Below are 23,358 nucleotides of genomic sequence, written 5' to 3'. Positions count from 1 at the left end.
TTCGCAAATAAGGACAGTATTAGCATGCATGGTATGGCAGCAATCAAGTATATGTAGAACATAAATACGGATACAAGTGTAATTCAATCTTATAGTCTAGTATAAAAAAGATGTCAGTTTAAAATGTACCCTATAGAATAGACACTGAAAAAAAGTCTATTCTATAGGGTATTTCTTGTATAATGAGAGAAAATTGGAATCGGAGAAGGTTTAAAATGACAAAAAAGCTATTTACAGAAAGAGACATTCAAATTCTATCAAATAACCCATATATAAAATCTGTAAGTCAGAAAGGTATCACTTATACAGATGAATTTAAGCGTATTTTTATTGAGGAGAATGCGAAAGGAAAACTACCCCGAAATATTTTTGAAGAATGTGGTTTTGATATAGATATGATTGGAATGAAACGAATTATGTCATCAGGAAGTAGATGGCGTGCTGCTTACAGAAAAAATGGTGTATTTGGTTTACGAGATACACGCACCGAAAACGCGGGAAGAACTCTTGAGAGAGAGCTTACGTTAGAAGAGAAGTATGCTCGTTTAGAAGCCGAACGGAACTTACTAAAGGCAGAAAATGAATTGTTAAAAAAGATCAAACTTATGGAAGGGAGGATGAGAAGGAAATAACGTTATCACCTAGTCAGAAATATATCCTGATTCGTTCTGTTATCATAAAATATAACTTAAGAAATATGGTGAGTTACTTGTGTAAAGTAGCTGGTGTATCCCGTTCGGGATACTATAATTATTTTTCCATTTCATCTCAAGAACAACGGAAACAAAAGAACGATCAAGATGAAATCGTGAAAGAAATCATATTAAAAGCACTTCGATTTAGAAATCGAAAGAAAGGGGCTCGTCAAATAAAAATGACATTGGCGGGTCATTTTCAAGTTGTCTACAATTTAAAGCGTATCCGTAGAATCATGAAGAAATATGAGATTGTCTGTCCGATTCGGAAAGCAAACCCTTATAAAAGAATGCTGAAAGCTTCAAAAGAACATCGAGTAGTGCCGAATCAATTAAATCGAGAATTTAAACAAAACACCCCAGGAAAAACACTTCTTACAGATATCACTTATTTAGTTTATGGTAAGAATAAAAGAGCTTATTTATCTACAATTTTAGATAGCTCAACCAATGAAATTTTAGCTTACCATGTTTCAGAACAGATGACATTAGACCTCGTAACAACAACTCTTCATAAACTAAAACGGAATAAGAGGATTCGATTGACTAACGGTGCATATATTCATTCAGATCAAGGAGCCCACTACACAAGCCCTACCTACCAAAAATTAGTCAAAAAGCTAAAGCTCGGACAATCTATGTCAAGAAGAGGAAACTGTTGGGATAACGCTCCACAGGAATCATTTTTTGGTCATCTGAAAGATGAAGCACATATAAAACCTTGCGAGTCTTTTACTGAGTTGAAACAAGAGATTAAGAAATATATGACGTACTATAATCACTATAGATATCAATGGAATTTAAAAAAGATGACTCCTGTTGGATACAGAAATCATCTCCTTGATGTTGCCTAACTTTTTTCAAAATGTCCTTTACAAAGGGTACAGATTAAAGAGATATATTATGAATTTTGAAAATTGTTATTTTTGTAATTATTCCATATAATAAAGGGTATAGGGGATATACAGGGGAGTTATGAATGGAAAATACTTTAGTTAGTTAATTATTTTGTTTTAATAAATAAAAGTAAATTGATGTGGAGTGAAATACATTGGGACAAAATCAGTTTAGATGGAGTAACACACAATTACGAGAACATGTTGAAGTAATAGATGGCACAAGAAGCCCGCACATTTTATTCAAGAATGCGACATATTTAAATTCCTATATGCGCGAGTGGGTGCAAGCAAATATTTGGATCTATGATGACCGCATTATATATGTAGGAGAAAAACTACCAGAGCAACTACATGAATGTGAAGTGATTGATTGTAATGGAAAGTATGTAGTTCCTAGTTACATTGAACCGCATGCACATCCATATCAATTGTATAATCCAGAAACTTTAGCGAATCATGCGATGCAATTTGGGACAACAACTTTTATTAATGATAATTTAACTTTATTTTTCACGTTACAACGTGAAGAAGCATTTCGTTTATTAGATGAATTTGAAAAGATTCCGGCAAGTATGTATTGGTGGTGTCGTTTTGATGGACAGACTGAACTACAAAATGGGGAATCTTTATTTAATAGTGAAGAAATAATGGAGTGGCTGAAGCATGAAGATGTTCTTCAGGGCGGCGAGTTAACAGCATGGCCAAAACTATTAAATGGCGATGATGAGATGTTAAATTGGGTACAGGAAACAAAACGCTTACAGAAAAAAGTAGAAGGTCATTTTCCCGGTGCGTCTGAATCAACGTTAGCGAAGTTAAAGTTACTAGGTACTGATTGCGATCATGAAGCGATGACGGGGCAGGAAGCATTAACACGTCTTATGCAAGGTTACACCGTTACTCTTAGAAACTCTTCTATCCGTCCAGATTTAGAAGTTTTACTGAAAGAATTGCTGGAATTAGGTGTCAAGCAATTTGATAGATTCATGTTCACAACAGATGGTTCACATCCGTCATTTTATGAAAACGGAATGACGAATAGGATGATAGAAATCGCGATAAAGCAAGGAATACCAGTAATTGATGCCTATAATATGGCAAGCTATAACATTGCTCGTTATTATAATATGGAGCATTTACACGGCGCGATCGCGACAGGAAGAATTGCAAATATTAATATTTTGGAAAGTAAAGAAAACCCGATTCCAATAAGTGTAATTGCAAAGGGGAAATGGATGAAGCGTGACGGAATAAACAAAAAGGCATCATTACATATAGACTGGAGTAAATTCAAAGTAACTCCATTATCATTAGACTGGTCTTTAAAGAAAGAAGATATGATTTTTTCGGAAACAACAGGTATAAAATTATTAAATGATGTTATTTCAAAACCATATGTAACTGAAATCGACTTAAACGGTGAGGAACTTTCTCTAGATCATGATGAGTGTTTCCTTATGATGATTGCTCGTGATGGCACTTGGCGAGTGAATACAGTTGTGAAAGGTTTTGCGAATGGATTAGGAGGTCTTGCTAGCTCTTATTCCGGTACAGGTGACATCATTCTTATTGGAAAAAGGAAAGAAGATATGCTTACAGCTTTTCATAGAGTAAAAGAGCTTGGCGGGGGAATGGTAATAGCGGAAAGAAATGAAGTGTTACACGAAATTGCATTACCATTGCTCGGGATTATGTCTAATTTGAAAATGAGTGAATTAATACAGAAAGAGAAAAAAATGGTGGAATTACTACAAGAGCGAGGATACACCTATAATGATCCAGCATTTACGATTTTATTCTTTTCTGCGACGCACTTGCCTTTTATACGAGTAACGCCTATAGGATTATATGATGTGAAAAGTAGTAAGGTACTTGCTTCGCCGATTAAATGTTAAATATAAATCCCCTATAAAAATCAATTTTATAGGGGATTTATTATTTTCAGTATAAGAATAGAATCACCTCAAATAATATAGTATCTAAATCATTTGAGGTGATACTTAAATATGAAAAAACTATTGTATGTTTTAAGTGTATTTATTTTGTGCGTATCTATACAGCATGTGGTACATTCTCAGTCAAATGCACCAAGGTTATCTTCAGATTGTCTGGAAGAAAGTAAAATTCGTGATGAAAAGTATGTGAAAAACATTATGAATGACATTATATCTACATTTGATTTAAAGATTGATGAAAATAGTTTTTGGGAAATTAGTAAAAGAGACCTAGAGGCTGCGCATTTGATGTATGGCGGAAGGGAAAATGATTCTTATTATAATTCGCTAACTAAAGTTTATGATAGTGGTGGATATAGGGGAGAGCCTAGATTATTTGTGAAGGCGCAAGAAGCATTTTTACTTTATAAAGAAATAGACGATACTAATGTAATGAAACGCCTAAACCTTGAAAAAGGGGAATGGATTGTTACCGAAACGAAAAAGAAGCAAGGGAAAATCGTGGAATACAGACCATTACAATGTGAAAAAGATTATCTGAAAAAGAGAAATGAATATCATAATATAAAATGATGCAATGAAAATCTTGAAGGGAATAGTTTTTATTAATAAATGATAAAAAGTAAGCAATCATATTAGTTTTGTAAATATGGTTGCTTGTCTTTGTTTTAAAACAGAATTTCAAAGTTTAATTAACTGAATTTTCTGAATCGTATTTATCAATTATTATATAAGTCGCTTAGTATTAGGTTGAGATAAAATATAGTTATTATACAAGAAAGAGGGGGAAGAGTGTGATGACAAATACAAATGAGGAAATTAATAGTTTATTAAAGGTATGGTATGAAAATATTATAAGATGTAACATAAACGAAGCATTACAAATAAAAACAGAAATAAATAAAAGAACTAATGAAAATGAACTAAATTTGGATCAAAGATTTTATTTGGAATTATTTAATTTTAGATATCAAGTGCTTACAGATGGGCTTTCAATTAATAAGCGCTCATTTGATCATATCGATTCAATGAATTTACCTGCATCTAATTCTATTCAATTTTATTATCACTTCTTTAAAGGAATACATAGAACGATATTAAGTGACTATAATGATGCGAAAATACATTTTGAACAAGCTGAAGAGTTCATAACGAGTGATTTAAATGAATTAGAGAAAGCTGAGTTTATGTATAGACAAGGGACATACTTGTATCAAACTTACCAACCTCTACTTGCGATCGAGAAAGTAACTGAGGCCAAAGATATATTGTTAAAACATAATGAATATAATGTACTTGTTGCGTTGTGTGAAAACGTTTATGGGTTATCCTGTATAGATTTAAGGCAATATAATTTAGCAGAAGAAAGTTTCGATGCTGCTATTGATATTTTACGAAGAGAGTCTCAAGAAGAATTATTACTACGTGTTCGAAGCAATATAGGTTGGTTATATGAAAATCAAAATCTATTATCATCTGCAATTCGTCATTTGTCAGAAGTAAACAGTAAAATAGCTAATCATGTACGTGCACTTTTTTCAGAGGCTGAAGCACACTTTAAGTTGGGAGAAACTCTGCGTGCAGAAGAGCTTATTAATCGCGGAATAAATGTCAGTAAGGAAATTGATAATAAAGAATACCTCCATAGATTTTTAATCCTTGAACAAATGAATAAATTATCAAATACAAATGAACTAGAGAAGGTTGTAATTGAAGGTATTCAATATTTTGAACAGAATAATCTATTAGATGCTGTTTATGAATATACTGAAAAACTTGCAATAAGATTTCATGAAGAAAATAATTATCGAAAAGCTAGTGAATATTTTTATCAAAGTACAGTGTCACAAAAAAAATCAATGGAAAAAGGGGCATTAAAATGATAAAAAAAGTCAAAATGTTTTTAATGGGCATTGTATTTATTGGAACAGTCGCTTTTGGTGGGTCCCAATTTATTCAATATGCAAATCGAGGAGATACACCTGCACCAGCAAGAGACTTTATTCAATATGCAAATCGAGGAGATACACCTGCACCGGTAATTCCGACATACACAAAATCTTCACATGATAGCCTGAATTTATCATAGAAATCACAAATAAGTTCGCCATAAAAAACGTCATTTTAATCATTAAAAATGACGTTTTTTTATATTCTTAAAACCTTTGCATCGCACTCTCAATCCTCTTTTCCAAATCAGCTGACACTTCATGGAAATACCCCATAACTATTTTTCTAATATCTTCGGATAAAACTTTCAAATCATTAGCTAAATTTTCAGCGAGATGTTCTTTTTCAATATGTGATAATTTAGCATAAAATTCACCAGGCTGCCCAAAGTCGTCTTTCTTAGTTATAGAAGCTCTTTCAAGTTTTCCTTCAACGTATCTTCCGTCACCGCTAGTTGCTTGATTAGCAGGTGTCCAATCTTGCTGTTGGTTGATCGCTATTTTACGAAATTCAGGTCCAATTCTTCTTCTTTGAGAATCACTATAAATGTTAGCACGACCTTGCAGCATTTTATCATCTGATAGTTCTGCACCGTCTAGTAAATTAGAAGGGGAGAAAGCGACTTTTTCTACTTGTTCTTTATAGTTTTCAGGATTTTTATTTAATACCATTTTGCCTACTGGTATAAGAGGATACTCCTTTTCATCCCATACTTTTGTATCATCTAAAGGGTCATAAGAAAGGTGTGTTTCATCTTTAGGATCCATGAGCTGGACATATAAACCATATTCCACTGCTTTACCAGCCTCAATTGTATCGTATAAATCTTTCCCGCTATAATCAGGATTTTCGGCGGCCAGTTTATTTGCTTCCTCACTAGTAATGAATTGTACACCTTCAAATGGATACCAATGATACTTTACATACTTTCGATAACCTTGAGCATTTCTCCAAACATATGTATTTACACTATGTCCTGGGATGTGGCGAAGACTTTTTGCCGTACCAGCATCAGAGTATAAACGGACAACAAAGTGAATGGATTCGGGTGCTCTAGCAACAAAATCCCAAAATCTATCAGGGTCTATTAAGTTATTTTTAGGTGAAGGCAATAACGCATTAATAGTTTCAGGGAAACGCATCGGATCACGAACAGAAAAGACAGGAAGGTGATTACATAAAAGATCAAATACGCCTTCTTTTGTATAAAATTTTGTAGCAAAACCCCGTACATTTCTAGAAGTATCAGGTGTTCCTTTCGTACTAACAGCTAATGAAAATCGAACCATAACAGGAACTTTCTCATTTGAATTTTGTAAAAAGCTTAGTTTTGTATGTTCAGACATCGGATATATCGTTTGAAAATAACCGAATGCACCAAATCCTTTTGCATGAACAGGTCTTTCTAAAATTTTTTCGTGAATAAATTCTTGTAACGCCTCGTGCAGTACATTATCTTGCTTTAAAATAGGTCCACGTGAACCAACTGTTTGAGAGTGAAGTTTAGCTTGTTCATTACGTTCTCCATTTTCATTAAAGCCTTTTCCTAGTAAAGATTGTCTCTGTTTATCATAGTTTTCATCCATCGATATAGCCTCCAAATCTTTTTTTCCATTGTTACTAAATATGATTTTATAGCCTTGATTATGTATGACACGCAAAGTTCAAAATAGTAACAGACCGCTAGATGAAAAAAACGTGTATGTAGTGGACCTGTTGAAATAGAAGAAATTATGGAAAAATGAATATCGGGAAGAAAATTACTATTAAAATTACAATCTTAAAAATGAATTTATACATGACTTTATAGAGAATGAACATAAATAAACAGGGAAAATAACTAGGAGGAATTTAAAATGTCGGATTGGTTTCAATTAGATAAAGAATATATGATGCCTACGTATTGTCGTACGAAGGTTGCAATAGAAAGAGGAGAAGGGTGCAAGCTTTATGATGTGGATGGTAAAGAGTATGTAGATTTATTTTCTGGTGTCGGAGTGAACGTATTAGGGTATAATCACCCGAAAATCGTGCAAACGACAATGGAACAAGTTACGAAATCTCTGCATCTCCCATTTCATTTTTTAAACCCAGTTGCGATTGAGTATGCAAAGAAATTCGTTGATTGCTCTTTAAAAAATGGAAAAGTCTTTTTTACAAACTCTGGTACGGAAGCGACAGAAACAACGTTGAAATTAATTGATAAATATAGAGCGAATACGCATGAGGAACGTGAAGGAATCGTAGTGCTGAAGAATAGCTTCCACGGGCGTACGTTAGGGGCACTTCATTTTACGAGACAAGAAAGTGTATATCAAAATTTCCCTAAAACATCGATTCCAGTATATGAAGTAGAGCGCGAGAATATAGAGCAATTAGAAGAAACAATTGTTAAAGAAAATCCAATTGCGATTATGCTAGAGCCTGTATTAGGTAGCGGGGGGATATACCCTTTATCGGGTGAATATTTACATGGTGTTCAAAACTTATGTGATAAATATAATGTCATTCTTATCGTTGATGAAGTTCAAAGTGGTATGGGGAGAACTGGTAAACTATTTGCTTATCAAAATTTCAATATTACACCGGATATTATTCAAATTGGTAAGGGAGCAGGAGGCGGGATACCGCTTGGCGGAATTATTGTAGGTGAAAAGTTATGTGATGTATTTGCACCAGGAGATCACGGCACAACGTTTGCTCATTCTTCAATGGGAACGGCTTTAGGGTTAACGGTTTTAAATACATTGATTGACGATGGTTTAATGCAAGAAGCGTATGAAACATCACACTATCTAAATGATAAATTGCAAGAAATTCAGAAAGAAAATTCTTATTATATTCAGGAAGTACGTCATGCTGGAATGATGTTTGGAATTAGTTTGAATGATAAGAATGAAAATGTTAAGAAATTACAGGTGGAGCTAATGGAGAAAGGAATGTTAGTTGATGTTACACAAGGGAACATCATCCGTTTACTTCCTCCATATATAATTACTAAAGAAGAAATTGATGCATTTATTTATGAGTTTATCTCCTGTATTCATAGCTTATCAGCTATAGCGAGTGTTTAAAAAACTTTATAAAAAAGTACCTTATTTTTAATTCAAATAAGAAGAAAATAGGGGGGGAAAAAATAAATTTACATATTAAAATAAAAAGCTGAAAAAGGTACTCGTATAGCGCCTTCTTCAGCTTTTTAAAATAGTAAATTACTTAACATAGGAAGCATCTCATTGGACAAATAATTAATTATGTGAAACAATAATAACAGATAAGGAGACGTTGCTTTTCCTTAAGTGCTTCGTATTGAATTTATTCTAGTAAGAGAAGGTGTGCTTAAAGAAGTTAAATTAAATAAGGGGCTGTTTTACTATATGCAACAAAATAATGATTTGAATTTTGAACCTCAAGACGTTAATATTGTCAATTCTAAACAAGCGAAAAAAGCAGTTATTGCTACTGGCATTGGGAATGCAATGGAGTGGTTTGACTTTGGATTATACGCGTATTTAGCGGTAATATTAAGTCAATTATTCTTCTCAGGTGTGGATAATAGTGGTTTGCAACTTGTACTAACATTTGGTACATTTGCGGCGGCCTTTCTCGTTCGACCAATCGGAGGTATTTTCTTTGGTAGAATAGGAGATAAATACGGCCGAAAGATTGTTTTAAGTACAACTATTATTTTAATGGCACTTTCTACATTATTCATCGCATTACTACCAACCTATGAACAAATTGGTGTATGGGCACCAATACTACTTTTAATTGCTCGAATGATTCAAGGCTTCTCTACAGGCGGCGAATATTCAGGAGCAATGGTTTATATCGCAGAATCTTCTCCAGATAAAAAGCGTGGTATACTCGGTAGTGGTCTTGAAATTGGAACACTCTCAGGTTACATTGCTGCCTCGGTAATTGTTACCATTTTGACGTTATTATTAACAGATGAGCAAATGCTCAGCTGGGGATGGCGTATTCCTTTCTTAATTGCTGCACCAATTGGTTTGGTCGGTTTATATTTACGACGTCATTTAGATGAATCTCCAATCTTTCAAGAGATGGAAAAAGCACAAGAGGAATCTGAAGACAACGAACAATTTTCATTTATGGATATATTAAAATATCACAAAAAAGACTTCTTATTAAGCACAGTAATTGTTGCCTTCTTTAACATTACAAACTATATGATCCTTTCGTATATTCCTTCTTATTTAACACAAGTACTAAAAGTCAAAGAAACAACGGGCTTATTAATTATTTCAATTACGATGGCACTTATGATTCCACTGGCACTTTATTTCGGTAAATTAAGTGATAAAGTAGGTAATAAACGCGTAGTACAAATTGGCTTACTTGGTTTAGCATTATGTTCAATTCCAGCATTTTTATTAATTGGTAACGGACATATTGTAGCCATGTTTGCGGGTATTTTCATTTTAGGTTTCTTCCTTAGTGTATATGAAGGAACATTGCCTTCGTTATTACCAGCACTCTTTTTCACCGATGTACGTTATCGTGCGCTTTCTATCTCCTTTAATATTTCTGTATCTATATTCGGTGGTACAACACCGCTCGTATGTTCATACTTAGTTCATGCTACTGGTAATCCACTAGCACCAGCATTTTATTTAACAGGTGTAAGTGTAATTGGATTAATTGTGTTTAGTGTACTGTTTGTCACAACCTCAGGACGTGCACTAAAAGGTTCTTACCCTACTGTAGAATCGAAAAAAGAAGCACATCAAATTGCTAAAGAGGATCCTGAAGAAACACTTTGGTGGCATGAAGAATCTTTAGAAATTGAAGCAGGAAAAAAAGCATAATTTGTGAAAAGCAACGTGGACTTTTACACAAAAAGACTCCTAGTTTAATAGGAGTCTTTTTGTATACATCATTTTCTCTTCTTCTTCAAACTCTTCTGATACGCATAAAGCTTATGAACCTCTTCCTTAAATTCATGCAGAAGTACAGTGTTTTCACCATTTGAATAACGCACTGCATTATACGCGTCTATAATAATATGACTCTGAATATTTACCTCTTCTTCATCATTAATTCTTTCTAGCCAAGCTTCAACAGTTTCTCCTCGTTCTCGGTTTAAAGGAGGAGATAGCTTGCTCTCGAGTTTGAAAATTTCTTTCCGAATTTCGTTATTTGGTGGTTTATTTCGTTTGAAGCGTTTTTGGCTAATGCCTTCTTTATCAGTAATGATTGTAGATTCAAAGACAGGCATATTTGGTAAACTTAAATGTTTTCGTTTTTTTACTATTTTCCAAACGACGTAAATAGCGATGGCTGTACAGGCTATTATTGTAATGCTATTTATGAGAGTTGGATCAAAAGGACGCTGCCCCAATTCCTCTTTAATTTGAGGATCTTTTAAATTTCCTTTATTCGACCAAAAGTCGTCTGTATCTTTTAATGCAGCTGCCGAGAACAATGGATTTAAAGCATAACCAAATCCTAAGGCAACTACTTGTATGATATAAGAAAAAAGAAGCCGAATATAAGGAAATACCGGAATAAGTAAAGCGCTAATTATTCCAATCGTAATAATAGAAGTGAAACGTAATAGCTGTTGATTACGATTGGAACCTGTTAACCAAAATGTAATCATAATGTGTAAAGTTAATAGTAACAATTTCCACAATGGCGGAAAGGGGGCATAAAATATAGCTGAAACGACAAACCATACAATACCGCCTAACGATTTTTGTACTGGATATCCCGGTCCAACAGAGTGTACGATAAAGAAAAACAGTGGTAATAATATTGTGCCTAAAATAGAGAAAGGTAGAAATAAAGAACAACCGATTATTTGAATAACTAACAGTAGTACAAAACCTGTTGTTTTTTTCTTCATAAATTTATGAATAAGAAATATTCCTACATAACCGGTCACTAAAAATATAGCAATACCAATGAGTTCATCTCTTTCCGTTAATAATGAAAGAAGGAGGAGCAGAATAAAGTCATTAACGTGATAGAGCCAAGTTTTCAAGCTTTTCCACCATCCCTTCATTATTAATGAGGAACGTAGGCTGAGATAGAAGAGGGAGCTCCTTTTTCTGCAAACCAATGTATATCATTGTAGATGAGCGTTCCCTTTTTCTCGTTACATAGTGAAGAAATCCTTGTTTCGGAAGTAGCGTACTATCATCTGAAATACGTGCTAATTCTTCTAACGCTTTGGCATAATGTGTTTGTCCTTCGTTTAATGGTAAAAGCAAAGGGCCACCTTCTGCTAAAACACTAATAAATAACTCAAACGGAATTTGATGCTTCGTTGCGAATTGACAAATGTACGTTGTAAATGAAATAAGGTCTTCTACATTTTCTTTCCAACCAAACCCACGATCAGCAGCTAAAGAAAGACAAATCGTCCAACTATAATTTTTTACAGGTTCATATTGCTTCGCTTGTAACGCCTGCATTTTAGCAGATGCTTTCCAATGAATAGAGCGGAAAGATTCACGTTCATATCGTTTAACACCGATAATGGATGTTTCATCATTGTAAAAAGAGAAATTCGTTCGATACGAACCTGTTAATAGTTGCTGAAGTTCTTGTAAACCGGCTACCTCTTTAGGAGAAGGGTACACAATAATTTCAGTCTTTAACTTATCGAAAACAGGTAAATGTACAGTTAAAAGATGAAAAGGATCTTTTAAAACACATTCGAACTGTTCAATTTGAAACACACCACGCTTCGTTGCGGTTAATGTTAAATCCCATTTTTGTGCTGAATGAGCAGGTTGTGAAAATGGGAAAGAAAATAACGTTTTCGATATTTGTTCAATCCCTTGATCTTTATGCGGTATAAGAGATGAATTTAAATGAAAATAACAAACGCCGTTAACGAGTGGTATATTTGCCCCATTTTTTAAATGAATAAAAAACTGTCCAGATTCATCAGGGAAAAGCCGAGTTGTTTGTTTCTCGTTTATTACTTGAAACTTTTTCTCTATGTAAGCGACATATTTATAAATAAAAATCGCAAATAAATAGTAGAAGAAAAAGAGAAACATAATAATTCGTTGCGGCAGAAAAAACGTAAATAGTATAGCGCCTGGCACAGTTAATTGAATAATATGGAGCTGAAAAAATAAAGGTACAGTTACAACGCGCTGTCCATTCATGCTTGTTCAATCTCCACAGGTACGTCTACTTCTTTTAAAATCCTTTGCATTAATTCATTTTTTGTCGTACGTAAAGCTCCTTCCATTGACAAGACGATACGGTGATTCCAAACAGAAGGAACTAAAAATTGTATATCTTCAGGCGTGCAATATTCTCTCCCGCGTAAAAAGGCTAATGCTTGAACGGCACGTACTAAAGCTAATGTGGCACGCGGGCTTACACCATTGGCAATGTAATCATGATTTCTTGTAGCGTGAGCAAGTTTAATAATGTAATGTTCTAACGGTTCTGATACGAAAATTTCTTTCACTTGTTGCTGCGCTTCTAAAATGTCCTCTAAAGAAATGACAGATGTGACGCTTTCTAACGGTGCATTGTTACGAAAACGGCGCATCATTTTTAATTCATCTTCAGGAGACGGATAACCAATTGAAATCGTCATTAAAAAGCGATCAAGCTGTGCATCTGGAAGAGGGAAAGTTCCTTGTGATTCAATCGGGTTTTGCGTCGCAATAACAAAGAAAGGTTTCGGAAGAGGAGTAGACTGCTTTTCAAGCGTTACTTGTCGTTCTTCCATCGCTTCTAACAAACTAGATTGTGTTCTCGGCATCGCACGGTTAATTTCATCCGCAAGTAATATGTTTGTCACGACTGGTCCAAGTCTTAACTCGAATTCACTAGTTTTTGGATTGAAATATTCAATACCTGTTACATCACTCGGAAGTACATCAGGGGTAAATTGAACGCGAGAAAAATTACCACCAATGCTTTTAGAAATTGTTTTTGCTAGTAATGTTTTCCCGGTGCCAGGAACGTCTTCAAGCAGTACATGTCCATCAGCAAGTAATGAAACGAGGAGTAAATCAATTACATTTTCCTTACCGACAAAAACAGATCCTATGTTTTCTTTCAATTTAGTTATCATATGTATCATTCCTTTCAAAATAAAAGCGGATATTTCTATATTTTAACAAATTATTCAGAAAATTGATATGATTTTTTAATTTGAAGAAATGGATATTTAATTTTAAAATTCCACTTGCATATTTTGGAATATGATTATACAATATCGGTATACGATATATCGAAAGTCGATATATCACGAAGCGATGTATCGGAGGTAGTTATAATGAATGGGAAAGCGCAAAAATACATTCCATTAACTGAGGCGACATATTACATATTGTTGTCACTTGTAAAGCCAATGCATGGTTATGGAATTATGCAAATGGTAGAAGAGATGACAAATGGGGAAGTAAAGCTCGGTCCTGGTACTTTATACGGGAATACGACGAAGTTATTAAAAGAAAAATTGATTGTTGAAGTTGCCTCTACCGATAGGAAGAAATGTTACGAGTTAACACCATTTGGTAGAGAAGTGTTGGAATTGGAGTATAAAAGATTACAACGATCTGTAGGGAATGGAAAAAGTATTTTAGGGGAGTGAATGGAAGATGGAGACAAAGAAGATATTCAAACCTTTTGCGGTATGGAGCTTAGAAAAAGAAGAAGCTTTTTTACGGAATATGCACCAACAAGGCTGGGCATTACAAAAATATAATATAATGTATACGTTTCAGAAAACTAAGCCGAAAGATGTAGTATATAAAGCAGATTTTAGATTGGATTATAAAGATTCAAAGGAAAAACAAAAAGAATATATTGAAATATATGAAATGTGTGGATGGAAACATGTAACGAGTTTTGCAAAATGGAATTATTTTTGTAAAGATGTAGAAGAGGAAAAAGAGTTGCCTGATATTTATTCAGAAAAGGAAACGAAGGTACAAAAAATGAAGGAATTACTACAATTTTTTGCCTTTATTTCAATAACTATATTACCCTCAATGTATAACGCATTTTTAAGTTCAACAGAATCAAGAGTGCCAATTTGGGCGAAAGTTATGCTGGGGTTTGTTGGTTGTATGTATATGTATCTCTTTATAAGGCTCTCTTGGAAAATTAAGGAATTGAAAAGCGAAATATTATAATAAAGAGTGGATTTTAAAAGAAGATGATTTCGTAGATATTATACGGGAATCATCTTCTTTCATTTCTATGTAATTTTATTTTGTTCACTCTTTTTTACATAATAAAAGACTGTATATTTAAGGCATAGAACTAACAGTTACAAAGATAATACTAGTAATAATACCTAAAAAAGTCATAAATGATGAAGAAACGATTAATAATAATGAACTACTGATTAATACTATTTTATTAGAGTTTTGATGTTTAAAGTGGTAATAAAGTAAAAAGCCGCAAACAGTAGAAACAATCCATATAGCTAGACCGTAAGGAGTTGTTATCTTCTTCCAATCGAAAATCCAAAAGTAGAGTATGATCATGTGGCAAACTAATCTCTTATGTAAATATTACAAGAAGAGTATGGAGTTTAAAATATAATAAGGAAGAAATACGTTTTGTACTACCTCATTAAAAGGAAAAATCCCTTAAAGAAAAATCTATTTCTATAAGGGATAGTAATGATTTTATGAGAAAGACTGATTTTGCGCAGGTTTTATAAATTGTTCTGGGTTTTCAACAAGCCCACATACAGCACATTGGACGCGGTAAGTAGGTCCTTGATAAGCCATATGAAAAGCGTTCATCGTTTCATTTGTGTATTCTTCTTCTACTTGACCAGTTTGCGGATTTAATTTTACTGGTTTTACTTGTTGCTCAAGAATATTAAAGCGCGTTCGGTTCGTTTTACAGCTTGGACATAGCATTGGTTCCATATGTATACACCTCCATTTGTAGCATTTCTTAAGCGGTATGATTTTATGCAAGTAAAAAAACTTTCTCAATATAAATAGGTGTTTATTATATTTAAAATTCAGAAAAAATAAAATATAATAAATGTAAGAACTGGTTATGTCCAAACCAAATCTCCTGTTTTATGCCAATAAGCTGGGGGGCCGAGAAATCGGCCTCATTTTTTTGTGCTCATCTCAATAAGGTACAAGGTTTTTAAAAACATTTGTCGAATTTTTAGAGGTGAAGGTTAAGGGGGAATAATTATGAACTTAAAAATGAAATACATTATTTTATATGTAGAAAAGTTTGAGCAATGTCTTCAGTTTTATAAAGAAATTTTAAGATTGCCAATAAGAGCAGAGCACGGTACATATATTGAATTTGAAACAGGAGCAACAATTTTAGCGATGAATACACGAGAGGATGTTAAGGAGTTAACGGGACTACCTCTTACAGAAGGTGTACTACAATCTTCTCATTTTGAGTTAGGGTTTGTTGTAGAAGATGTAAAGGGAACGATTGAGAAATTAAAAGAACAAGGGGTTAAAGTTCTAGTTGAGCCAATCATAAAACCGTGGGGACAAACAATTGCGTACATTGCCGATCCAGACGGTAATTATATTGAAATTTGTAGTTCATTAGAATAGAAGGAGAAAAAGAGGATGGGGTTTCCAAAATTAGAAACAGAACGTTTACTATTAAGAGAACTTACACTATTAGATGCAGAAGCGATGTTCCATTATTTTTCAAAAGAATCCGTTATTCGTTATTTCGGAATGGACTCTTTCGAAAATATTGAGCAAGCGAAAACGACTATTCAAACGTTTAGAAAGCGTAATGAAGAGGGAAGCGTATTTCGCTGGGGAATAGAGAAGAAAGGCACGGATCAATTAATTGGTACGTGTGGGTTTCATTTAATTAACAAGCATCATAAACGAGCTGAAATTGGTTATGAGCTAGATGATACATATTGGGGACAAGGATACGCAACCGAAGCACTGCAAGCAATGCTAGCTTACGGATTTGAAACGTTGCATTTTATAAGAATTGCAGCTGTCGTATATATAGAAAATGAAGCTTCCCGTAATTTATTAAAAAAATCCGAATTTCAAGAAGAAGGACTACTTCGAAAATATATGATTCAAAATGATGTTGCTCATGACACGGTCGTTTATTCATTATTAAAAGAAGATTGGCAAAAGTAATGAGCACAAATGAGATAATGAAGGTTATTAAGGACCATAAAGATGAGCGATTTATATTAGGTATAGACGGACTAAGTCGTTCGGGTAAAACAACGTTGGTTAAAAAATTAGAAGAAAATATGAAACGAAATGGAATCCCGTTTCATATTTTTCATATTGATGATCACATTACCGAGCGGAATAAGCGATATAATACTGGGTTTGCAGAGTGGTATGAGTACTACAACTTTCAATGGGATATCGATTGCTTGCTGCGAAACCTTTTTCAAAAGTTACAAAGCGCTATTGAATTAGAATTACCTTTTTATCATGATGGAACAGACTCATGTGAAATGAAAGAAATCCAGCTTCCTTTAGTAGGTGTAATAATTGTAGAAGGAGTTTTTCTGCAGCGAAAAGAATGGAGAGATTTTTTTCATTATATGGTGTATTTGGATTGTTCAAGAGAGACAAGGTTTCTACGTGAAAGTCCAGAAACGCAGAAGAATCTTTCAAAGTTTCAAAGTAGGTATTGGAAAGCTGAGGAGTATTATTGGGAAGCGGAATCTCCGAGGGATAGGGCGGATTTAGTAATTACAAAATGAAGCTAAGTATAAAGAAGTGCATGGAAAATTTGATAGCAAGATGAAAACCGCATTATCAGAGGGGAAAATGAAAGATCTTACGCCTGTAATGTTAAGCGATAATAAAGTTGTTTAAAAAATAATAAAATCCTTTGAAAAATAATAAAGTTCTTTAATTCTTATAGAACTAACCATGCAGGTTAGTTCTATAAAAAAATTTCAATTTATTACAAAGTGTAGAAAAGCATAATTTTTCAAAGGCAAAGCAAGAATGGGTATATTATGGAATGGTAGACAATAAGTTAACTGTCATCTATGTTGCCATGAAAGAGTTTAAATGGCATGAACTACAATTTGTAGGGCAGTTTATGAGTTCACAACAAAGAGAACGCTATAATATCATATTAAAATAAGAGAGGGATAGAACATGCCATTCCATATAGGTAGTGCAAGAGCAGGTTTCACTAAGGTAAGTGGTACAGGAGAAGACTTAGGGGTAGGTGCATTCTATAAGTATTTAGGATACAGAGAAAACGGTAAAGATGTAATGGAACGACACGAAGCTTATGTTGAGGATATTCATGTAGAAACTGTAACGAAATACGGTAAGTATACTGGAATACGATTGATAGTGAACTAGAATATGCAAAAAAAAAGATTAGTGAACTAGGATATACAGAAAAGGAAACTCTTAGAGATGTATTACTTAGGGCAGATAGATGTTTGAGAGACTATGGTTACGCTATAAAATAGTAGACTTTAGGAGAAATAAATCTATTTAAAGGGGTACCAAGGATGGGGAAATTCAAGAAAGACCAAAAAGTAGTTGCACTTACATTTGAGGGGTTAACGCCATGTACCATTGTAAGAGTTGGTTGGATTTTTATTACGGTACAGGTAGAGGAAACAAAACATCTGTATTCGATTACAAAAGGTAAGATAGTTCCTTTAGAAGAAGACAAATACTACTTATTAGAAGAGTGTATAAATGAAGAAGGTAACTTTGAAATAGGCGATGTGTTTGGTATTATTGATTCATCGAACTTAGAAAGTGTAAAGAAAGAATTTGCTAACAACGGTGAATTCGAGAAGAAAGATGGACAATATTATACAAGACTTAAAACAGGTAGTGAGTTACTGAAACAATACTTCAACTAATATTTCACAAAGGAGTATGCAATATGATTGAGATGAAACAGGTAAAAGTAGGGAGAGACCAAAAGGAGTCTCTTTTTGTTTTAAATGGTGAAGGTGACATTATATTAAGTACAGAGAAAAGGTCCATCTTAAACAGTTGGTGTAATCTATTAGGGATAGAGATACCGACTAATGTAAAAATAACAGAAGTAGACAATGTACATATAACTACATATCAAGTAGAGAAGACTGTCATGTGTAAGGAATTTATAGATAAGAAAGAAGTACCTTTAGGGGTATCTCCTTGTCTAACCTTTGTACCTATGAAAGACTGTGATGAATACATGGAAGTAATTGCTTACGTACATATTGACGAGAAAGTCACAACAATCTATATACCGCATGAAACTTCAAATGTATTTGTAGAGTTGTATACAGGAGAAGTAGACACTAGTGTAAAGTTACCATTTTTAAATTATAATTTCTAATTTCTAATTTCTAATAGGATGGTAGGAACATGATTCCAAATATAGAACTAGGTATCAAAACGGTAAAGGGTCAAGACTTAAAATTAGGTGATATATTAAGTGCAGATGGGTTAATAGACACAGTTATAGTAATAGACGAAGAAGGTAACTTACATACACAAGTAAATAGTGAACCATCAATGGCATTCGAGTTAGAAGGTTTTATCATAGTAGAGTGAAAATGACCTAATTTTGATATTTACGGACATATTTCAAGTGGGAAAATATGCTCAACTCACCCTATCAATAATTACAATGGGATTATCTGCTTACATTTGCTTGAACAAAAAGATGAAATGAGGCTTTCGATAAAAGTGAATAATCTTATTTATGTTAGGTATATAGACTAATAAAAAAATTTTATATTTTATTATTGGGAGGACGAAATAATGGATTTGGTAAACAAATTTTTAAACGGCTTGAGAGCAGCATTATCAACAGATGATCTCGAGGCACTAAATAAAGCGTACGGTGCTACAAAAGATGATATTGATACATTAAGGTCAGAATATCCAAATTGTCCAGAATCACTAATCTCTTTACTTGAAAATATTGATGGTACATATTGGCGGAAATATGGAGAAAACAAAGTTGCGGTATGTATTTTAGGCTCAGATGTTGAAGAGTATCCATATTATTTGCTTTCTACACAGCAGATGCTCGAAAGTTCAAAAGAAGAAGAAGACGTCTCTTATCTTTTAGAATACCAAGATGACGAGGATACTGTTGATTCTAAGATAAATCCAAAAGGACTTCTCCCTGGCACTTATATTCATTTTTCAGACTGTATGAACAATGGTGGAACATCAAGACTCTATATTGATTTTAACCCTTCTGATGAAGGTGTATGTGGTCAAATAATTCGTTTTTTGCACGACCCTGATGAATATGAAGTGATTGCAAACAGCTTTGATGAGTATTTACAGGATCTTATTGATGGTGATTTTAATTTTCTAGAAGAAAAATCTCAATAATTTGTGAAGAATTACACTTCAACTAATGGGAGCTTTAGTTGAACAAGATTTAAACAAATTTATTATTTATAGTTGTCTACAAACTCATTTAAAAGGTTAGAAATTAAACAACTTTAAAGAGCCTTACTACAATATGATTTGTAGCGAGGCTCTTATATTTTTAAATCAGAATTAAATAACATTATTATCACTTTACATGTAATTGAAAAAGCTGGTATATTCGAAAAGATTGAAAAAAAGTCGATTGAAGAAAAAGATGGTTTATATACAGTTGTTCTCGTAGCAAAATATAGTAAAGAACAACGTACCTTTATCATAACTTATAACGCTAAAGAAGAAATAGCTGGTTTATATATTAAATAAAAACAGATACAGTGGAAGTTTCCACTGTATCTGTTTTTTTATTTTAACCAAATTATGGTTATTCATACTAATATGAACACATAGCTATATAAAAGGGGTGGATATTATGAAAACCGAAATAGTTCCCAAAAAGAAGTACAGTATAATAAGCTATTTATCTTTACTCATCGGAATTATGTGTTTTTTATTCGTTTTTATAACTCCAACGAGAATAGCGAATGCCGGAAATATAGTTGGAGATTATGTAACGATTACTCTGACAGGGGTAGGTATTATACTTTCAATAATCACAATGACGAAAAAAACAGAGAAGAAGGGGATAGCTATTATTTCATTAATACTGTCCTCATCATTTTTTATATTTTGGATTATCGCAATTATTTTAGTTTTGACGGGTCAAGTTAGCTTCGCGCCGTAATGAGCAATAAAAAGAGTCCTTCATTAATAGAAGGACTCTTTTTTATTCGGTATCTTCAGGTTGATATTCTAAAATATCCCCAGGTTGGCATTCTAATGCTTTACAAATAGCATCTAAAGTTGTAATTCTAATTGCTTTTGCTTTTCCATTTTTTAATATAGAAAGGTTAGCCATTGTAATTCCAACCTTCTCCGAAAGCTCTGTTACACTCATTTTTCTTTTAGCTAACATTACATCAATATTAATTATTATTGCCATGTTATTCACCTCAGACCGTTAAATCATTTTCTGATTTTATATCTATCGCATCTTTTAAAAGTCTTTGGAGAACGGCAGCAAAGACTGCGATAACCATTGAAGCAAAGATTAGGAGCATGCCAAGTATAATAATACCAGGTGCATCATCTCTTTCCGCCACAAGATAGAAGAGTGGCATACCTACCACATATAAAATACTGATTGTTACTGCACAGTTTTTTATCTTTTTTAAAGCTCTAACAGATAATTTCGAGAAAGCGTTACCCTTGTCAATGAAGCTTACAAGTTTAAAGGCTTGATATAGAGCAAAATAAAAAGGTATCACGGTTGCATATAGATTGATTAAAACAAGATATTTTATAAATGCAATATCCGGGAACAATTCCGCTGCATATTTCCCTATGTTAGGAACTAAAAATATACATAAAGCAAGAACAGGGATTCCAATCAGAATAATAGCTGTCTTTAAAAAGAGTGTTGATCCTTGTTTCATATAAAGCACCTCATTTATTAATTATCTATTTAATTTAACATGAAATTTATCGTTTAACAATAAATTTTTATTTATTATAATCTTGTTTTTATTGTTAAACCAATTTGAATTTTAGATGAAAATAAAAAGTGCACTCTTTATAAAAAAGGGCGCCAAACAAATAGATTTCCTGAAATAAAAAAGTATGATGAATATGGTGATATATATCATTGTTCCTTTGACGGAATATAGTGAAGATAATCGTTCCTTCTTTCTGTAAATGATGTTATGTTAAAAGTAACGATTAAGTCTTTCTTATCCCGCCTTTAGAATTTATTCAACTGCTACAAGTAATTGAATAGTAAAACGCCCGATTATCCTTTAGATTACGGGAAATCAGCTTTTTATATACAAGATCGCTTAGTGCACGTTATCAAGACATAAATTCAAAAAACGCTTAAAATATCAAGCTCCTAACATATTGTATATAACTAATATGTTAGGAGCTTTTATTTTTGATAATGATTATTACAGTTACGATAGTTGATTAACCATACTTTCTAAAAATTTGTCTACTTTTTCTTTTGATGTATCCGGCGTATGATAACCGATCGTAAATGTAAGCCTTCCATTATATGAGCTTACTCTCATTTTAAAGGATGGTGCATACATAATAGGTGATGACATATAACCGTCCTCAGCTTGAACTTCACCAAACTAAATAAGTGCATTTGCTATCACCCTAAAAAATTTATACCCTGAACATAATACCTACTACTAACAATTTTGATTCATTTCTGTTATAATATGAATTAGCAACATAAAGGAAAGGAATTAGAAAAAATGACCTTACAAAATACTAAAAATTTAAAAAAACAAGTTGCTCCTTTTGAAAAATCAACGGCAAAAAAAAGTGTTTGGCAAATCATCAATACGGTAGTGCCATTTATTATCTTATGGTACCTTGCTTATAAAAGTTTGTCCGTTTCTTATTGGTTAGCATTAGTTCCAGCTGTGTTAGCCGCGGGATTTATGACACGGGTTTTCATTATTTTTCATGATTGTACCCATCATTCTTTCTTTAAAAGCCGTCGTGTAAATAGAATAGTAGGGACATGTATGGGTGTTTTAACTTTATTCCCGTTTGATCAATGGGGGCATGAGCATTCCGTTCATCACGCTACAAGTGGTAATTTGGATAAGCGAGGTACAGGAGATATTTGGACACTTACAGTGAATGAATATTTGGCAGCGCCATTTAGACTCCGTTTAGCATATCGTTTATATCGCAATCCATTGGTTATGTTTGGGTTAGGTCCGATTTATGTTTTCCTACTTAAAAATAGATTTAACAGAAAAGGTGCTAGAAAGAAGGAACGCATGAATACCTATTTGACGAATGTTTTAATCGTTGCTTTAGTAGGGTTACTTTGCTGGACACTCGGATGGCAATCGTTTCTTTTAGTACATGGTTCCATATTCTTAATAGCAGGTTCAATAGGTATTTGGCTGTTTTACGTACAGCACACATTCGAGGATTCTTATTTTGAAGAAGATAAAGAGTGGGAATATGTGAAAGCGGCAGTGGAAGGAAGTTCGTTTTATAAACTTCCCAAAATCCTGCAATTTCTAACTGGTAATATTGGGTATCATCATGTTCACCATTTAAGTCCAAGAGTACCTAACTATAAACTAGAAGAGGCACACAATAATACGCTTCCTTTAAAAAATGTACCAACGATTACTCTTGCTACAAGCTTGCGGTCAATCCGTTTCCGTCTATGGGATGAGCAAAATAACAATTTTGTTAGCTTTAAAGAAGTCAAAAAATTAGTGAAAAACAATGTTTCTATTCCAGTAAAATCAGAACTATAACTTCATCAAATATGACTGACTCCCCTTAATCATTTTCGATTTAAGGGGAGTTTTTGTTTAACTAGTAGATGTACGATATGGAGAAAACTTAAATGATTTAAATTGTAATTGCGGAGGATTAGGAAACAGGCATTAATAAAGGAGACAGTAAATATGTTATG

Annotated in this window: 27 protein-coding genes and 4 pseudogenes; 22 read left to right on the top strand and 9 right to left on the bottom strand. The window is 33.3% G+C overall.

Translation table 11 applies throughout. The features are described from left to right. Nucleotides 1–215: 215 nt before the first annotated feature. The 5 genes from QCI77_RS15115 (at nucleotide 216) to QCI77_RS15095 (ending at nucleotide 5,638) form a co-directional block, all read left to right on the top strand. Nucleotides 216–1,549 (top strand): IS3 family transposase gene (locus tag QCI77_RS15115; RefSeq protein WP_113770855.1). Its coding sequence is split into 2 segments (ribosomal slippage): nucleotides 216–603 and nucleotides 603–1,549, totalling 1,335 coding nucleotides; the frame shifts between segments, so codons are not numbered across the junction. Nucleotides 1,550–1,746: 197 nt separating this feature from the next. Beyond that, entirely contained in the window at nucleotides 1,747–3,489 is a 1,743-nt protein-coding gene (locus tag QCI77_RS15110) for an adenine deaminase C-terminal domain-containing protein (RefSeq protein ID WP_353825156.1), read from the top strand. A gap of 111 nt (nucleotides 3,490–3,600) precedes the next feature. After that, a complete protein-coding gene (locus QCI77_RS15105; RefSeq protein WP_002137023.1) occupies nucleotides 3,601–4,122 on the top strand; it encodes a hypothetical protein in 522 nt (173 codons plus the stop codon). A 224-nt stretch (nucleotides 4,123–4,346) separates the two neighbouring features. Beyond that, on the top strand, nucleotides 4,347–5,432 hold the full coding sequence (locus QCI77_RS15100) for a response regulator aspartate phosphatase (protein ID WP_061674885.1): 1,086 nt from the start codon (nucleotides 4,347–4,349) through the stop codon (nucleotides 5,430–5,432). Continuing rightward, complete coding sequence (locus QCI77_RS15095; protein WP_002084811.1) at nucleotides 5,429–5,638, top strand: hypothetical protein; 210 nt, start codon at nucleotides 5,429–5,431, stop codon at nucleotides 5,636–5,638. Before QCI77_RS15100 ends, QCI77_RS15095 begins: the two co-directional genes overlap by 4 nt. A 67-nt stretch (nucleotides 5,639–5,705) precedes the next feature. Here QCI77_RS15095 and QCI77_RS15090 read toward each other — a convergent pair whose 3' ends face one another. Beyond that, the gene (locus tag QCI77_RS15090; RefSeq protein ID WP_353825155.1) at nucleotides 5,706–7,085 is read right to left on the bottom strand and encodes a catalase; all 1,380 of its coding nucleotides are present in this window, start codon (nucleotides 7,083–7,085) and stop codon (nucleotides 5,706–5,708) included. Between the two features lie 270 nt (nucleotides 7,086–7,355). Here QCI77_RS15090 and QCI77_RS15085 point away from each other — a divergent pair, with 270 nt between their 5' ends. After that, nucleotides 7,356–8,573: an aspartate aminotransferase family protein gene (locus QCI77_RS15085; RefSeq protein ID WP_353825154.1), complete on the top strand. Its 1,218-nt coding sequence runs from the start codon at nucleotides 7,356–7,358 to the stop codon at nucleotides 8,571–8,573. A 303-nt stretch (nucleotides 8,574–8,876) separates the two neighbouring features. Continuing rightward, nucleotides 8,877–10,328, top strand: a complete 1,452-nt coding sequence (locus tag QCI77_RS15080; RefSeq protein WP_012261183.1) for an MFS transporter — start codon at nucleotides 8,877–8,879, stop codon at nucleotides 10,326–10,328. A gap of 68 nt (nucleotides 10,329–10,396) precedes the next feature. Here the strand turns inward: QCI77_RS15080 and QCI77_RS15075 are convergent, their stop codons facing one another. The 3 genes from QCI77_RS15075 to QCI77_RS15065 are packed head-to-tail and all read right to left on the bottom strand — an operon-like array spanning nucleotide 10,397 to nucleotide 13,570. Next, on the bottom strand, nucleotides 10,397–11,506 hold the full coding sequence (locus QCI77_RS15075; RefSeq protein WP_353825153.1) for a DUF4018 domain-containing protein: 1,110 nt from the start codon (nucleotides 11,504–11,506) through the stop codon (nucleotides 10,397–10,399). Continuing rightward, nucleotides 11,481–12,644 carry a DUF58 domain-containing protein gene (locus QCI77_RS15070; protein ID WP_149190645.1) on the bottom strand — a complete coding sequence of 388 codons (1,164 nt, stop codon included), beginning with the start codon at nucleotides 12,642–12,644 and terminating at the stop codon, nucleotides 11,481–11,483. Before QCI77_RS15070 ends, QCI77_RS15075 begins: the two co-directional genes overlap by 26 nt. Beyond that, nucleotides 12,641–13,570: an AAA family ATPase gene (locus QCI77_RS15065; RefSeq protein WP_341025138.1), complete on the bottom strand. Its 930-nt coding sequence runs from the start codon at nucleotides 13,568–13,570 to the stop codon at nucleotides 12,641–12,643. The genes QCI77_RS15070 and QCI77_RS15065 overlap by 4 nt, the downstream gene beginning before the upstream one ends. 204 nt (nucleotides 13,571–13,774) lie before the next feature. On the opposite strand from QCI77_RS15065, the gene QCI77_RS15060 reads away from it, so the two are divergent. Both QCI77_RS15060 and QCI77_RS15055 read left to right on the top strand, forming a co-directional pair. Continuing rightward, complete coding sequence (locus tag QCI77_RS15060) at nucleotides 13,775–14,092, top strand: PadR family transcriptional regulator (protein WP_353825152.1); 318 nt, start codon at nucleotides 13,775–13,777, stop codon at nucleotides 14,090–14,092. 7 nt (nucleotides 14,093–14,099) lie between these two features. Then, nucleotides 14,100–14,636 (top strand): DUF2812 domain-containing protein, encoded by a 537-nt coding sequence (locus QCI77_RS15055; protein WP_353825151.1) that lies wholly within the window; start codon nucleotides 14,100–14,102, stop codon nucleotides 14,634–14,636. A 117-nt stretch (nucleotides 14,637–14,753) separates the two neighbouring features. On the opposite strand, the gene QCI77_RS15050 is transcribed toward QCI77_RS15055, so the two are convergent. Beyond that, complete coding sequence (locus QCI77_RS15050) at nucleotides 14,754–14,993, bottom strand: hypothetical protein (protein ID WP_080019321.1); 240 nt, start codon at nucleotides 14,991–14,993, stop codon at nucleotides 14,754–14,756. A gap of 144 nt (nucleotides 14,994–15,137) precedes the next feature. After that, a complete protein-coding gene (locus tag QCI77_RS15045; RefSeq protein ID WP_000433610.1) occupies nucleotides 15,138–15,386 on the bottom strand; it encodes a hypothetical protein in 249 nt (82 codons plus the stop codon). Between the two features lie 282 nt (nucleotides 15,387–15,668). Between QCI77_RS15045 and QCI77_RS15040 the strand changes: the two genes are divergently transcribed. From QCI77_RS15040 to QCI77_RS14990, 12 genes and pseudogenes are all read left to right on the top strand, one after another. Beyond that, the gene (locus tag QCI77_RS15040; protein ID WP_002032893.1) at nucleotides 15,669–16,052 is read left to right on the top strand and encodes a VOC family protein; all 384 of its coding nucleotides are present in this window, start codon (nucleotides 15,669–15,671) and stop codon (nucleotides 16,050–16,052) included. 15 nt (nucleotides 16,053–16,067) lie between these two features. Beyond that, the gene (locus tag QCI77_RS15035) at nucleotides 16,068–16,610 is read left to right on the top strand and encodes a GNAT family N-acetyltransferase (RefSeq protein WP_353825150.1); all 543 of its coding nucleotides are present in this window, start codon (nucleotides 16,068–16,070) and stop codon (nucleotides 16,608–16,610) included. Beyond that, entirely contained in the window at nucleotides 16,610–17,194 is a 585-nt protein-coding gene (locus QCI77_RS15030) for a kinase (RefSeq protein ID WP_061688462.1), read from the top strand. The genes QCI77_RS15035 and QCI77_RS15030 overlap by 1 nt, the downstream gene beginning before the upstream one ends. Continuing rightward, nucleotides 17,184–17,285: pseudogene (locus tag QCI77_RS30940) on the top strand (DUF3887 domain-containing protein); the annotation flags it as partial. The gene QCI77_RS15030 and the pseudogene QCI77_RS30940, both read left to right, overlap by 11 nt. A 175-nt stretch (nucleotides 17,286–17,460) precedes the next feature. Beyond that, the gene (locus tag QCI77_RS15025; protein ID WP_002032886.1) at nucleotides 17,461–17,586 is read left to right on the top strand and encodes a hypothetical protein; all 126 of its coding nucleotides are present in this window, start codon (nucleotides 17,461–17,463) and stop codon (nucleotides 17,584–17,586) included. A 14-nt stretch (nucleotides 17,587–17,600) separates the two neighbouring features. Then, nucleotides 17,601–17,926, top strand: a pseudogene (locus QCI77_RS15020) (hypothetical protein). Between the two features lie 42 nt (nucleotides 17,927–17,968). Beyond that, nucleotides 17,969–18,331: a hypothetical protein gene (locus QCI77_RS15015; protein ID WP_002032883.1), complete on the top strand. Its 363-nt coding sequence runs from the start codon at nucleotides 17,969–17,971 to the stop codon at nucleotides 18,329–18,331. Between the two features lie 23 nt (nucleotides 18,332–18,354). Continuing rightward, entirely contained in the window at nucleotides 18,355–18,798 is a 444-nt protein-coding gene (locus QCI77_RS15010; RefSeq protein ID WP_002032882.1) for a hypothetical protein, read from the top strand. A gap of 29 nt (nucleotides 18,799–18,827) precedes the next feature. Then, complete coding sequence (locus QCI77_RS15005) at nucleotides 18,828–19,016, top strand: hypothetical protein (RefSeq protein WP_113769239.1); 189 nt, start codon at nucleotides 18,828–18,830, stop codon at nucleotides 19,014–19,016. A 210-nt stretch (nucleotides 19,017–19,226) separates the two neighbouring features. After that, nucleotides 19,227–19,811, top strand: a complete 585-nt coding sequence (locus QCI77_RS15000) for an SMI1/KNR4 family protein (RefSeq protein ID WP_113769240.1) — start codon at nucleotides 19,227–19,229, stop codon at nucleotides 19,809–19,811. 198 nt (nucleotides 19,812–20,009) lie between these two features. Next, nucleotides 20,010–20,174: pseudogene (locus QCI77_RS14995) on the top strand (DUF3887 domain-containing protein); the annotation flags it as partial. Between the two features lie 106 nt (nucleotides 20,175–20,280). After that, nucleotides 20,281–20,592, top strand: a complete 312-nt coding sequence (locus QCI77_RS14990; protein WP_353825149.1) for a hypothetical protein — start codon at nucleotides 20,281–20,283, stop codon at nucleotides 20,590–20,592. A 42-nt stretch (nucleotides 20,593–20,634) separates the two neighbouring features. Here QCI77_RS14990 and QCI77_RS14985 read toward each other — a convergent pair whose 3' ends face one another. From QCI77_RS14985 to QCI77_RS14975, 3 genes and pseudogenes are all read right to left on the bottom strand, one after another. Continuing rightward, the gene (locus QCI77_RS14985) at nucleotides 20,635–20,850 is read right to left on the bottom strand and encodes a helix-turn-helix domain-containing protein (protein WP_000974615.1); all 216 of its coding nucleotides are present in this window, start codon (nucleotides 20,848–20,850) and stop codon (nucleotides 20,635–20,637) included. A gap of 10 nt (nucleotides 20,851–20,860) precedes the next feature. After that, nucleotides 20,861–21,343: a DUF2975 domain-containing protein gene (locus tag QCI77_RS14980; protein WP_002032872.1), complete on the bottom strand. Its 483-nt coding sequence runs from the start codon at nucleotides 21,341–21,343 to the stop codon at nucleotides 20,861–20,863. A 513-nt stretch (nucleotides 21,344–21,856) separates the two neighbouring features. Then, nucleotides 21,857–22,039: pseudogene (locus QCI77_RS14975) on the bottom strand (hypothetical protein); the annotation flags it as partial. A 126-nt stretch (nucleotides 22,040–22,165) separates the two neighbouring features. Between QCI77_RS14975 and desA the strand changes: the two are divergent. Further along, nucleotides 22,166–23,197, top strand: a complete 1,032-nt coding sequence (gene desA / locus QCI77_RS14970; RefSeq protein ID WP_353825148.1) for a Delta(5) desaturase DesA — start codon at nucleotides 22,166–22,168, stop codon at nucleotides 23,195–23,197. Nucleotides 23,198–23,358: the final 161 nt, after the last annotated feature.

Source organism: Bacillus cereus group sp. MG9 (assembly GCF_040459995.1).
Classification (GTDB): domain Bacteria; phylum Bacillota; class Bacilli; order Bacillales; family Bacillaceae_G; genus Bacillus_A; species Bacillus_A mycoides.
This window is presented reverse-complemented; position numbering and strand designations above follow the sequence as displayed.